This window comes from Siccirubricoccus phaeus (assembly GCF_008360935.1).
In the GTDB taxonomy this organism is placed as follows: Bacteria; Pseudomonadota; Alphaproteobacteria; order Acetobacterales; family Acetobacteraceae; genus Siccirubricoccus; species Siccirubricoccus phaeus.
Map to the genome: position 1 here is coordinate 182,826 of NZ_SRXO01000007.1, position 12,141 is coordinate 194,966.

A 12,141-nucleotide genomic window follows, 5' to 3' on the forward strand; every position below is an offset into this window, starting at 1 on the left:
CCGGCCCTGCCAACCAAAGGCTCCTGACCCATGCGCATCGCCATCGCCGGCTTCCAGCATGAAAGCCATTCCTTCGCCCCGGTGCCGACCGGCTGGCGGGAATTCCTCAAGCCCGGCGGCTTCCCCGGGCTGCAACGCGCCGCCACGCTGGTGGAGACGGTGCGGCCGACCAGCGTGCCGACCGCCGGCGCCATCGAGGTGCTGGAAGCCGCCGGCGCCGAGCTGGTGCCGCTGACCTGGTGCTTCGCCAACCCCGCCGGCCCCGTCACCGCCGAGGCCTTCGAGCGCATCGCTGCGCTGCTGGTCGCCGCGCTCTCCGACGCGCTGGAGCAGGCGCCGCTGGACGGCATCTATCTGGAATTGCACGGCGCCATGGTGGCGGTGGGGCATGACGATGCGGAGGGCGAGCTGCTGCGCCGCGTGCGTGCCGTGGTGGGGCCGGAGCTGCCGATCACCGTCAGCCTCGACCCGCATGCCAACATGACCCGGCAGATGGTGGATCTGGCGGATGCGCTGGTGCCCTACCGGACCTACCCGCATGTGGACATGAAGCCGGCCGGCGCCCAGGCGGCGCGGCTGCTGCTGGAGCGCATAAAGCGAGGTGCACCCTGGGCGCGGGCCTTCGCGGAGATCGACTTCCTCATCCCGCTCACCATGCAGTGCACGCTGGTCTCGCCCATGGCGGATGTGCTGGCGGAGCGGGCGCGGCTGGAAACGCTGCATGGCTGCGCCGAGCTGGCCTTCTGCTTCGGCTTTCCCTATGCGGATTTCCCCGGCTGCGGCGTTGCCATCGCCGCCTATGCGCCGACGCCGGAAGCGGCGCAATTGGCCGTCGCCGGGCTGAAGGCCTGGATGGATGCGCATGAGCCGGATTTCGCCGGCGGCGTCGCCAGCGCGGAGGAGGGGGTGGCGGAGGCCATCGCGGCGGCGCGGGGCGCGAGCCGGCCGGTGGTGATGGCCGATACCCAGGACAATCCCGGCGGTGGCGGCCATGGCGACACCACCGGGCTGCTGGCGGAGCTGATCCGGCAGGATGCGCAAGGCGCGGTGCTCGGCCTGATCAATGATGCGGAGAGTGCCGCCGCCTGCCATGCGGCGGGGGTCGGGGCGACGCTCAGCCTTTCCTTGGGCGGCAAGAGCGATGGCGCGCCGCTGGCGGTGACGGCGGTGGTGGAGGCACTAACGGATGGCCGCTTCACCGGCACCGGCCCGATGTCCAAGGGCAACCCGGCCGATCTGGGACCGACGGCGCTGATCCGGATTTCGTCCGGCGTCCGCGTGATCGTGGTGACGCGGAAGATGCAGGCGCTGGATCAGGCGTTGTTCACCCATATCGGCGTGGAGCCCAGTGAGCAGAAGATTCTGGCACTGAAGAGCAGCGTGCATTTCCGCGCGCATTTCCAGCCGATTGCGGAGAGGGTGATCGTGGTGGCGGCGCCGGGGCCTGTGGTGGCCGACCCGGCCGTGCTGCCCTTCACCAATCTCCGCCCCGGCCTGCGCCTGCGCCCCGGCGCCAACCGGTAGGCGGTTCGAATCGGCAGACTCAAAGTTTCCAAAGGCCCTTCGGCCTTTGGTGGGGGGAGTTTGAGGGGGGCAAAGCCCCTCTCAACTACTCCGGCGGCGCCAGGCGCTCCGCCTCCGCTGCCAGCGCCTCGCCTTCCGGCCCTGTCAGCATCGCCTGCAGCCGGGTGATCTCGGCCTCCCGCGCGCTGCACCAGGTGCCGCGGTCGCCGCCGCGCTGGCGGGGGTCGAAGCTCGGCGGCGCCATGCTGCGCAGGAAGGCGTCGCGGCCTTCCGTGCCGGCCTCCTGTTGCCGCAGGGTCAGGGCGGCGGTTTCCAGCCGCGCCGCACGGTCCTGGGCGGAGACGGGCAGGGGCCGGCCGCAGAGCGGCGCCGCCCGCACCAGCGTGCCGATATCGGCGGCGCGGCCCAACACGCGCTGCCGCACCCCTGGGTGCGCCGCATCCGGCGGCGGGGCCTCGGCGCAGGCGGCCGGCAGCAGGAGGAGCGCGAGGAGGCAGCGGCGCATGCACCCCTCCCTAGACGGTTTGCCCGGCGCGGCGGATTAAATCAGTGATAATGCCCCGCCGGGCGGGCAAGAAAAACCCCGCCGCGGCCAGGCCGGGCGGGGCCTTCCCCGGCAGGCGGCGGCCCTTCGGCCACCGCCCGGGCCTGGCCTCAGGCCATCGCCTTCTTCAGGTTCTCATCCAGCTTCGCCAAGAAGGCCTGGGTGTTCAGCCAGGGCTGGTCCTTGCTGATGAGGAGGGCGAGGTCCTTGGTCATGGACCCGCTCTCCACCGTGCTGACGCAGACCTTCTCCAGCGTCTCGGCGAAGGCGGTCACGTCCGGCGTGTTGTCGAACCTGCCGCGATAGGCGAGGCCGCGGGTCCAGGCGAAGATCGAGGCGATCGGGTTGGTGCTGGTCTCGCGGCCCTTCTGGTGCTCGCGGTAGTGGCGGGTGACGGTGCCGTGGGCGGCTTCCGATTCCACCGTCTGCCCATCCGGGGAGAGCAGCACGGAGGTCATCAGCCCGAGCGAGCCGAAGCCCTGCGCCACGATGTCCGACTGCACGTCGCCATCGTAGTTCTTGCAGGCCCAGATATAGCCGCCTTCCCACTTCAGTGCGGTGGCGACCATGTCGTCGATCAGCCGGTCCTCATAGGTCAGGCCGCGCTTCTCGAACTCCGCCTTGAACTCCTCGTCGTAGATCTTGCGGAAGATGTCCTTGAAGTTGCCGTCATAGGCCTTGAGGATGGTGTTCTTGTGGCTGAAATAGACCGAGTAGTTGCGCTGCAGCCCGTAATTGAAGGAGGCGCGGGCGAAGCCCTCGATCGACTTGTTCAAATTGTGGATCATCATCGCCACGCCGCCGGTGGCGGGCATGGCGAATTCGCCGATCTCCTGCGGCTGGCCGCCTTCCGGGGTGAAGGTCATCTTCACCGTGCCGGCGCCCGGCACCTTCATCTCCACCGAGCGGTAGATGTCGCCATAGGCGTGGCGGCCGACGACGATCGGCTTCGACCAGTGCGGCACCAGGCGGGGCACGTTCTGGCAGATGATGGGCTCGCGGAAGATGGTGCCGTCCAGGATGTTGCGGATGGTCCCGTTCGGGGATTTCCACATCTTCTTCAGGCCGAATTCCGCGACGCGCGCCTCGTCCGGGGTGATGGTCGCGCACTTGACGCCGACGCCGTACTGCTTGGTGGCGTTGGCGGCGTCGACGGTGATCTGGTCGTCCGTCTCGTCGCGCTTCTGGATGCCGAGGTCGTAATACTTCAGATCGATATCAAGGTAGGGCAGGATCAGCTTGTCCTTGATGAACCCCCAGATGATGCGGGTCATCTCATCCCCGTCCATTTCGACGACGGGGGTCTTTACCTTGATCTTCGCGGCCATGGCTGTCCTCGGCGATGCCCGGGCGTCCGCGGCCCGGGGGTGGGAAATGGGTGACTCCAGGGACCGGACCATCGCATCGGGGCGGATGGGCGGCAAGCCCGGGGCGGAACGGCGTAAGCCGCCCCGGCGGCACGGCTTACGCCGCCTTCGGCTTCCGTAGCAGCCCCTGCTCCACCAGCGCCTCGGCGATCTGCACCGCGTTCAGCGCCGCGCCCTTGCGGAGATTGTCGGAGACGCACCAGAAGGCCAGGCCATGCGGCACGGTGGGGTCGCGCCGCAGCCGGCTGACGAAGACCGCATCCTCGCCGGCGGCGTCGAGCTGGGTGACGTAGCCGCCATCCTCCCGCTTATCCACCACCTGCACGCCGGGCGCCTCGCGCAGCGTGTCCCAGGCCTGCTCCACGGTGATCTCGCTCTCGAACTCCACATGCACCGCTTCGGAATGGCCGATGAAGACCGGCACGCGGACGCAGCTCGCCACCACCTGGATGTCGGGGTCGAGGATCTTCCGGGTCTCGACGGCCATCTTCCATTCTTCCTTGGTGAAGCCGTCATCCATGAACTTGTCGATATGCGGGATGCAGTTGAAGGCGATGGGCTTGGTGAATTGCTCCGGCACCGTCGGGTCGTTCACATAGACCGCGCGGGTCTGGTTGAAGAGCTCGTCCATCGCCTCCTTCCCCGCGCCGGAGACCGACTGGTAGGTGGCGACGACGACGCGCTTGATGCGGGCGATCTGGTGCAGCGGCTTCAGCGCCACGACCATCTGGATGGTGCTGCAATTCGGGTTGGCGATGATGTTGCGCTTGCTGAATTGCTTCAGGTGGTGCGGGTTCACCTCCGGCACCACCAGCGGGATGTCGGGCTCCATGCGGAACTGGCTGGTGTTGTCGATGACGACGCAGCCAGCGGCGGCGGCCCGCGGCGCATGCAGAGCGGAGACCGAGGCGCCCGGGGAGAACAGGCCGATATCGACGCCCTTGAAGTCGAAGGTCTCGAGGTTCCTGACCTTGAGCACGGATTTCTCGCCGAAGGAGACCTCCAGCCCCGCCGAACGGCCCGAGGCGAGGGCGATGACCTCGCTCACCGGGAAGTCGCGCTCGGCGAGGGTCTTCAGCATCTCGCGCCCCACCGCCCCGGTGGCGCCGACGACCGCGACCCTGTAGCCCATGACCCGCTCCTCAAAGACCAAGGCCGCCCTGCGGCGGCCGGAACCGGGTCTCTAGGCGCTGGGTCCGGGCCATTCAAGCCGTCCGGCCGGTTTGGCGCGGGCCTGGCGGCGAAACGGGGGGGCGGGGAGGGGAGGCCGCACCATTTCCTCGGGCTCCCGGTTCCTCGCCAGCGCCGAGCCGCCGAGCCGTTGCCCGGCCGGCATCATCGGCCGGCCGGGCTGCCGCGGGGTCTGGCATCGTCGGCCCGGCCGGCCACCCCTGCCGGCCTGCCTGGCCTTGAAAGCGATGCCGATTGCCATCCTTGCAGCCTCTTCACCCCGGGGCTGCGCCGCGCCGCTTGATCCCTGCTCCCGCCATCGCCAGACTGCGGTGGCCAGAGACAAAGCCGGAGGACGCCATGGCCTGGAAGACCCCGCGCGTGACCGAGATCTCGCTCGCCCTGGAAATCAACGCCTACGCCTGCGCCGAGCTGGGCTGAACCGGCCCGGCCGTCGGGCCGGTTCGCGGCAGGGGGCAAGGTGCGCGCCATCATCCTGGGGGCGGCCGCCGGGGGTGGGTTTCCGCAATGGAATTCCGCCGGGCCCGGCTGCCGGCGTGCGCGCTCCGGCGACCGGGCGGCGCCGGCGCGGACGCAATGCTCGGTGGCCGTGTCCGCCGATGGGCGGCGCTGGGTGCTGCTGAACGCCTCGCCCGATCTGCGGGCGCAGATCGAGGCGACGCCCGCCTTGCATCCCGACCCGCCGCCCGGGGCGCTGCGGCATTCGCCCATCGCCGCCGTGGTGCTGACAGGGGCCGAGATCGACACCATCGCCGGGCTGCTCACGCTGCGCGAGCGCCAGGGCTTCGGCCTCTACGGCGCCGCGCCGGCGCTGGCGGTGCTGGCGGCGAATCCCGTCTTCAACGCGCTGGATCCGGCGCTCGTGCCGCGGCGCGCGCTGCCGCTCGGCCGGGCGGAGGCGCTGTGCGATGGCGAGGGGGCGCCGCTCGGGCTGCGGGTCGAGGCCTTCGCCGTGCCAGGCAAGGTGCCGCTCTTCCAGGAACGCGATGGCGAGGATCCCGGCCGGGCGGAGGTTGGCGAGACGATCGGCCTGGCGCTGTCCGCCGGCGGCGCGACGCTGTTCTTCATCCCCGGCTGCGCCGCGCTGACGCCGGCGCTGGCCGCCCGGCTGGAAGGCGCCGCCTGCGTGCTCTTCGACGGCACGCTGTGGCGGGATGACGAGATGATCCGCGCCGGCGTGGGCAGCAAGACCGGCCAGCGCATGGGGCATATGAGCATCGACGGGCCGGAGGGCGTGCTGGCCGGCTTCGCCCGCCTCGGCGTGCGCCGCCGCATCCTGATCCACCTCAACAACACCAACCCGGCCCTGCTGGCGGACAGCCCGGAGCGCGCCGTGGCGGAAGCGGCTGGCTGGGAAGTGGCCGAGGACGGGATGGAGATCGCGCTGTGAGCGAGGCCGGGCTGCTTTCCCCTGACGCGCTGGAAGCACGGCTGCGCGCCATCGGCGCCGAGCGCTACCACATCCACCACCCCTTCCATCACGCGCTGCATGGCGGGCGGCTGAGCAAGGGGCAGGTGCAGGCCTGGGCGCTGAACCGCTACTACTACCAGGCCAGCATCCCGGCGAAGGATGCCGCCCTGCTGGCGCGGCTGCCGACGCCGGCGCTGCGCCGCGAATGGCGCCGCCGCCTGCTGGACCATGATGGCGACGGCGTGCAGCCGGGCGGCGTGGAACGCTGGCTGAAGCTGACCGACGGCCTCGGCCTGGACCGCGACTATGTGGTCTCCCTGCAAGGCCTGCTGCCGGCGACGCGCTTCGCGGTGGACGCCTATGTGCATTTCGTGCGCGAGCGCAGCCTGCTGGAAGCCGTGGCGTCGTCACTCACAGAGATGTTCTCGCCGGGCATCATCTCGGAACGCGTCTCCGGCATGTTGCGGAACTACGATTTCGTCACGGCCGAGACGCTCGCGTATTTCACCCCGCGGCTGAGCCAGGCGCCGCAGGACGTCGCCTTCGCGCTGGACTATGTGAAGCGGGAGGCGCGGACGCGCGCGGAGCAGGAGCAGGTGCTGGCGGCGCTGCGCTTCAAATGCGACCTGCTCTGGGCGCAGCTCGACGCGCTGCATTTCGCCTATGTCGCGCCGGGCCTGCCGCCGCCGGGCGCCTTCCGGCCGGGGGACGCGGCGTGACGCCGGACACCGCCCCCCGCTTCGCCCCGGGCATGAAGCTGCGGGAAGACAAGGCGCGCGGCCAATGGGTGGTGATGGGGCCGGAGCGGATGTTCGTGCCGGATGAGACGGCGCTGGAGATCCTCCGCCTGGTGGATGGCGCGCGCAGCATCGCCGCCATCGTGGATGATCTGCTCACCCGCTACGACGCGCCGCGGGCGCTGGTGGAGGGCGATGTGCTGGCGCTGTTCGCCGATCTGCGCGACCGGGGCGTGGTGACGGGCGGATGATCGCCGCGCCGCTCGCCCTGCTGGCCGAGCTGACGCATCGCTGCCCCTTGCGCTGCCCTTATTGTTCCAACCCCGTGACGCTGGCCGGGCCGGGGGCGGAGCTGGACACCGAAACCTGGGCGCGGGTGTTCCGCGAGGCGGCGGCGCTGGGCTGCCTGCAGGTGCATCTCTCGGGCGGGGAGCCGATGGCGCGGCGCGACATCACGGCGCTGGTGGCGGCGGCGAGCGGGGCGGGGCTCTACACCAACCTCATCACCGCCGGCGTGCTGCTGGATGAGGCGAGGCTGGCGGCGCTGGCCGCGGCGGGGCTCGACCATGTGCAACTCTCGGTGCAGGATTCGGAGGCGGCGAGCGCCGACCGCATCGGCGGCCTCGCCGGCGGGCATGCGCGGAAGCTGGCGGCGGCGCGGCTGGTGCGCGCGGCCGGGCTGCCGCTGACGCTGAACGCCGTGGTGCACCGGCAGAACCTGGACCGGCTTCCCGGGCTGATCGAACTGGCGCTGGCGCTTGGGGCGCAGCGGCTGGAAGTGGCGCATGTGCAGTATTACGGCTGGGCGCTGGCCAACCGCGCGGCGTTGCTGCCCTCCCGCGCCCAGCTCGAAGCGGCGACGGCGGCCGTCGAGGCGGCGCGGGCGGCGCTGAAGGGGCGGCTGGTCATCGACTACGTGGTGCCGGACTACCATGCGCAGCGGCCGAAGCCTTGCATGGGCGGCTGGGGGCGGCGCTTCCTGGCGGTCTCGCCTGTCGGCCGCGTGCTGCCCTGCCATGCGGCGGAAAGCCTGCCGGGATTCGACTTCCCCGATGTGCGCCTTGTTTCGCTGCGGGCGGCCTGGGAGGAGTCGGAGGCCTTCAACCGCTTCCGCGGCACGGGCTGGATGCGGGCGCCCTGCCAGGGCTGCGCCCGGGCGGAGGTAGATTGGGGCGGCTGCCGCTGCCAGGCCTTCGCCCTGGCGGGCGATGCCGCCGCTGCCGATCCGGCCTGCGCCCTTTCGCCACATCATGCGTTGCTGGCCCAGGCGGTGGCGGAGGCCGCCAGCGCCGGCGGGGGCTTCACCTATCGCGAGCCGAAGCGGGCGCCCTTGCCCCCGGCGCCGGGCGCGCCATTCTTCGCAGCCCAGATGGAAGGATGACAATGATGTTGCTGCCGCGTTGCAACCCGCTGGCCATGGCCGGCGGCCTGGCCGTGATTACGGCGGTGGGGCCGTTCCTGGCTGGCGTCGGCGTGGGTGTCGGAATTGTCGGCGGCGCCTGCCTGGCGCGCCGGGCCTGGAAGAAGCGCAGCGAGTGGCGGGACCAGCCGAAGGACGATCTGCCGGCGGCGGAGGCGATGCCGGATGAAGGGGTGGCGATGTAGGGTGTCGAGAGGGGGCGCTGCCCCCTCTCGAGCTCTCCCCTGCCAAAGGCCGAAGGGCCTTTGGAAACCTTGAGTTTGGCGCCTCGACCGACGGGTCCAGGACGCAAGGGTTCCAAGGGCCCTTCGGCCCTTGGCGAGATGGAGTTCGAGGAAGGGTCGCGCCGTAAGGCGCGCCTTATGGCGCGACGTCCTTCCTCAACGCCGGCGCTGGGCAAACGCCCCCAGCATCCTTTTCGGCTCCTCGCTCTCCCACGCGCTGGCGAAGCTGTCGATCCCGGCCGCGATCGCCTGGGCCATCGGCAGCTCCTCCCAGCGCCGGATCAGCGCCTTCTGCAGCCGCAGCGCCCGCGGCCCGGCCTCGCCCAGCAGCCCCAGCCACTCCTCCACCGCCGCGTCCAGCGCCGCCGCCGGCACCACCTTCTCCACCAGCCCCCATTCTGCCGCCTCGGCGGCGCCGATGGTCTCGCCCAGCAGCAGCAGGCGCCGCGTGCGGCCCCAGCCGATCAGCCCCGGCAGCAGCGCCGCCTCCACCACCGAAGGGATGCCGACCCGCACCTCCGGCATGCCGAACCGGGCGGTGTCGGCGGCTAGCCGCAGGTCGCAGGCGGCGGCCAATTCCAGCCCTGCCCCCAGCGTCCAGCCCTGGATGCGGGCGATCACCGGCACCGGGCAGTCCCGCACCGCCTGGCAGCACCCATGCACCAGCGTGATGAATTCCCGCGCCGCCCCGCCATCCGCCAGCCCGGCCATGACGTTGATGTCGGCGCCGCCGATGAAGGCCTTCGGCCCCGCCCCGGTCAGCACCGCGGCCGTCAGCCCTTCCTCCGCGGCAAGCCCGGCCATGGCGGCGATGAATTCCCGCATCAGCGCCGGGTTCAGCGTGTTCAGCTTCGCCGCGTGGTCGAGGGTGACGAACGCCACCCCGCCCCGCCGCTCCACCCGGACCTCGCCTGCCATCTCAGCCCTCGGCGGGCATGAAGCGGAAGCCGTCGCCCCAGCGGGTGAAATGCCCGGTGGAGGGGGAGGCGAAATGCCCGGTGCACATCAGCCGCCCGGAATCGCAATGGCATTCCAGGAATTTCCGCCGGGTCACCGCGCCCTGCGCGGAATCCACATCGGCCCGCATGCCGAGCTCCGGATAGCGCGCCTGGATCGGCGAGTGGATCAGGTCGCCGGTCAGCACGCCCAGGGTATCGCCCTTGCCCAGCTCCACCGCATAGTGGTCCGGCGTGTGGCCCGGCGTCGGGATCAGGCGGATATGGTCGTTCATCGCATGGTCCGTCGCCACCAGCTCCGCCTGGCCGGCCTCGACGATGGGCAGCACGCTGTCGGCGATGACCGGGTTCGGCGTCCTCTTATGCTCGGCCTCCCAATAGGCGTATTCCTTCGCGCCGAAGATGTAGCGCGCCTTGGGGAAGGTCGGCACCCAGCGACCATCCTTGAGCTGGGTGTTCCAGCCGACATGATCGACATGCAGATGGGTGCACATCACATAGTCGATATCCTCCGGCCGGAAGCCCGCCCCGGCCAGGTTGCGCTGCCAGGTCTCGTCGGTCTTCTGGTGCCAGAAGGGCCGGGTCGGCCGGTCCTTGTGGTTGCCGACGCAGGTATCCACCAGGATCTTATGGTGCGGCGTCTCCACGATGTAGCTCTGGATGCAGAGGATGAGCTTGCCGGTGGCAGGGTCGATGCTGGTCGGCTCCAGCCAGCTCCGGTTCTCCTCCAGCACCTCCTTCGTCAGGGTCGGGAAGAATTCCAGCGGATCGAAGAGCGGCCGCTCCTCCTCGATGATGCGGTGGATGGTGAGGTCGCCGAGCCGGAAGCTGGTGCCCATTATGATCGTCTCCTCCTGGACCGCCGGCATGGTAGCGGAGTGGCGCGGCACTGTCCTGCCCCTGAGGTTTGCGGGCAAGGCCCGGGAACGCAAGGGCGGCGCCGGGCCGCCGGCGCCGGAGGCTGACGCGCCCGGCCGCCGCCTGTAGGAGCGGCTAATGGACCATGCACCTTCCATGCTGGCCACCCTGGTCATGGCGCTGGCACTGGCGCTGGCCTTCGGGGTGGCGGCGCGCGCGCTGCGGCTGCCGCCGCTCTTCGGCTACCTCGTCGCCGGGGTGATGGTCGGCCCCTATACGCCGGGCTTCGTCGCGGATGCGGCGCTGACCGAGATGCTGGCCGAGGTCGGCGTCGGATTGCTGCTCTTCGGCGTCGGGCTGCATTTCCGGCTGCAGGATCTGCTGGCGGTGTGGCGCGTCGCGGTGCCGGGGGCGCTGGCGCAGGTCGCGCTGGGCACGGCGATCGGGCTTGGCGTCGGCATGCTGGGCTTCGGCCTCGCACCCGAGGCGGGGCTGGTGTTCGGGCTGATGCTCGCCATCGCCTCCACCGCGGTCGCCACCCGCAGCCTGGAACGCAGCGGCAACCTGACCTCGGAGGCCGGGCGCATCGCGCTGGGCTGGCTGGTGATGCAGGACCTGGTGGCGGTGCTGGCGCTGGTGCTGGTGCCGGCCATGGCCGGCGCCGGCCTCGCCGAGCTGCCGCAGGTGCTGGGGCGCAGCCTGCTGGAATTGCTCGCCTTCGGTGCCTCGGTCCTGCTGCTGGGCCGGCGCGGCCTGCCCTGGGCCCTGGCGCATCTGGCACGCAGCGGCTCGCGGGAGCTGTTCACTCTCGGCGTCATCGTCGCCGCGCTCGGCGTTTCCTTCGGCGCGGCGGCCATCTTCCACGTCTCCTTCGCCCTCGGCGCCTTCTTCGCCGGCATGCTGCTGGGGGAGAGCGACCTCGGCCATGAGGCGACGGCGGAGGTGATGCCGCTGCAGCGCGTCTTCGCCGCCCTCTTCTTCGTCTCGGTCGGCATGCTGCTGGACCCGCGCGGCCTGCTGCAGGCGCCCATCGTCTCGGTGGCGGCGCTGCTCGCCGTGCTGCTCGGCACCGGTGCCGCCACCTTCGGCGTCCTGCTGCTGCTGCGGGTGGAGGCGGCGACGGCGGCGATCGTCGCCGGCGCCATGGCGCAGATCGGCGAATTCTCCTTCCTGCTCGGCAAGCTGGCGGTGGTGGAGAAAGTGCTGCCGGCGAGCGCCAATGCTCCGGTGATTGCCGCCGCCTTCGGCGCCATCCTGCTGACGCCGCTGAGCCAGCACGGGCTGCTGCGGGTGGCGGGGTGGCTGGGGCAGCGGCCGCGCTGGCGGTCCTGGCAGGCAGCCGGGCAGGGGCCGGCCATCCGCCCGCCGGAAGGGGCAGTGCCGCCGGGCCACGCCATCCTGGTGGGCTATGGCCGGGTGGGGCGGGTGGTGGCCGCGGCGCTGCGCCGGCACGGCCTGCCCGTGCTGGTGGTGGAGGCGGACCGGCGCGTCGCCGAGGCGGCGATGGCCGCCGGGCTGCCCGTGCTGTGGGGCGATGCGGCACGGCCGGAGGTGATGCAAGCCGCCCGCCCGGCCGAGGCCCGGCTGCTGGTGCTGGCCCTGCCGGATGCGGTGGCGGCGCAGCGCATGCTGCAGCTCGCCCGGCACGGCAACCCCGGCATCCTGGCCGCCGCCCGGGCGCATGACGACGTGGCCATGGCGGCGCTGGCGGAGGACGGGAATATCGGCCTGGTGGTGATGGGGGAGCGGGAAATCGCCCTCGGCATCGCGGATTTCGCGCTGGTGCGGCTGGGGATCGAGGCGGGGGAGGCACAGCGGACCATCGAGGCGTTGCGGATGGGGGAGGGGTGATCGGGGGCTCCGCCCCCAGGCCCCCGCCAGGGGCGCTGCCCCTGGACCCCGCCGGGGG

Annotated in this window: 13 protein-coding genes; 8 read left to right on the forward strand and 5 right to left on the reverse strand. The window is 71.2% G+C overall.

Annotated elements, in window-relative coordinates; translation table 11 throughout:
• Positions 1–30: 30 nt before the first annotated feature.
• Positions 31–1,524 carry a M81 family metallopeptidase gene (locus E5N76_RS12310; protein ID WP_149537595.1) on the forward strand — a complete coding sequence of 498 codons (1,494 nt, stop codon included), beginning with the start codon at positions 31–33 and terminating at the stop codon, positions 1,522–1,524.
• 85 nt (positions 1,525–1,609) lie between these two features.
• On the opposite strand, the gene E5N76_RS12315 is transcribed toward E5N76_RS12310, so the two are convergent.
• From E5N76_RS12315 to E5N76_RS12325, 3 genes are all read right to left on the reverse strand, one after another.
• Entirely contained in the window at positions 1,610–2,029 is a 420-nt protein-coding gene (locus E5N76_RS12315; RefSeq protein WP_149537596.1) for a hypothetical protein, read from the reverse strand.
• Positions 2,030–2,178: 149 nt separating this feature from the next.
• A complete protein-coding gene (locus tag E5N76_RS12320) occupies positions 2,179–3,396 on the reverse strand; it encodes an NADP-dependent isocitrate dehydrogenase (protein ID WP_149537597.1) in 1,218 nt (405 codons plus the stop codon).
• 136 nt (positions 3,397–3,532) lie between these two features.
• On the reverse strand, positions 3,533–4,567 hold the full coding sequence (locus E5N76_RS12325; protein ID WP_149537598.1) for an aspartate-semialdehyde dehydrogenase: 1,035 nt from the start codon (positions 4,565–4,567) through the stop codon (positions 3,533–3,535).
• A 338-nt stretch (positions 4,568–4,905) separates the two neighbouring features.
• Here E5N76_RS12325 and pqqA point away from each other — a divergent pair, with 338 nt between their 5' ends.
• From pqqA to E5N76_RS12355, 6 genes are read left to right on the forward strand one after another with little or no spacing between them, the layout of a single operon-like run.
• Complete coding sequence (pqqA, locus tag E5N76_RS30080) at positions 4,906–5,046, forward strand: pyrroloquinoline quinone precursor peptide PqqA (protein ID WP_207791957.1); 141 nt, start codon at positions 4,906–4,908, stop codon at positions 5,044–5,046.
• Positions 5,047–5,086: 40 nt separating this feature from the next.
• Complete coding sequence (gene pqqB / locus E5N76_RS12335) at positions 5,087–6,016, forward strand: pyrroloquinoline quinone biosynthesis protein PqqB (protein WP_149537599.1); 930 nt, start codon at positions 5,087–5,089, stop codon at positions 6,014–6,016.
• Positions 6,013–6,756, forward strand: coding sequence for a pyrroloquinoline-quinone synthase PqqC (gene pqqC / locus E5N76_RS12340; protein ID WP_149537600.1), 744 nt, complete (start codon positions 6,013–6,015; stop codon positions 6,754–6,756). The genes pqqB and pqqC overlap by 4 nt, the downstream gene beginning before the upstream one ends.
• The gene (gene pqqD / locus E5N76_RS12345; RefSeq protein ID WP_235907678.1) at positions 6,753–7,025 is read left to right on the forward strand and encodes a pyrroloquinoline quinone biosynthesis peptide chaperone PqqD; all 273 of its coding nucleotides are present in this window, start codon (positions 6,753–6,755) and stop codon (positions 7,023–7,025) included. Before pqqC ends, pqqD begins: the two co-directional genes overlap by 4 nt.
• Complete coding sequence (gene pqqE / locus E5N76_RS12350) at positions 7,022–8,155, forward strand: pyrroloquinoline quinone biosynthesis protein PqqE (RefSeq protein ID WP_149537602.1); 1,134 nt, start codon at positions 7,022–7,024, stop codon at positions 8,153–8,155. The genes pqqD and pqqE overlap by 4 nt, the downstream gene beginning before the upstream one ends.
• Positions 8,156–8,160: 5 nt before the next feature.
• On the forward strand, positions 8,161–8,379 hold the full coding sequence (locus E5N76_RS12355; protein WP_149537603.1) for a hypothetical protein: 219 nt from the start codon (positions 8,161–8,163) through the stop codon (positions 8,377–8,379).
• 195 nt (positions 8,380–8,574) lie between these two features.
• Here the strand turns inward: E5N76_RS12355 and E5N76_RS12360 are convergent, their stop codons facing one another.
• Both E5N76_RS12360 and E5N76_RS12365 read right to left on the reverse strand, forming a co-directional pair.
• The gene (locus E5N76_RS12360) at positions 8,575–9,336 is read right to left on the reverse strand and encodes an enoyl-CoA hydratase (RefSeq protein WP_149537604.1); all 762 of its coding nucleotides are present in this window, start codon (positions 9,334–9,336) and stop codon (positions 8,575–8,577) included.
• A gap of 1 nt (position 9,337) precedes the next feature.
• Positions 9,338–10,213: an MBL fold metallo-hydrolase gene (locus tag E5N76_RS12365; protein ID WP_149537605.1), complete on the reverse strand. Its 876-nt coding sequence runs from the start codon at positions 10,211–10,213 to the stop codon at positions 9,338–9,340.
• 157 nt (positions 10,214–10,370) lie between these two features.
• On the opposite strand from E5N76_RS12365, the gene E5N76_RS12370 reads away from it, so the two are divergent.
• Complete coding sequence (locus E5N76_RS12370) at positions 10,371–12,083, forward strand: cation:proton antiporter (protein ID WP_149537606.1); 1,713 nt, start codon at positions 10,371–10,373, stop codon at positions 12,081–12,083.
• Positions 12,084–12,141: the final 58 nt, after the last annotated feature.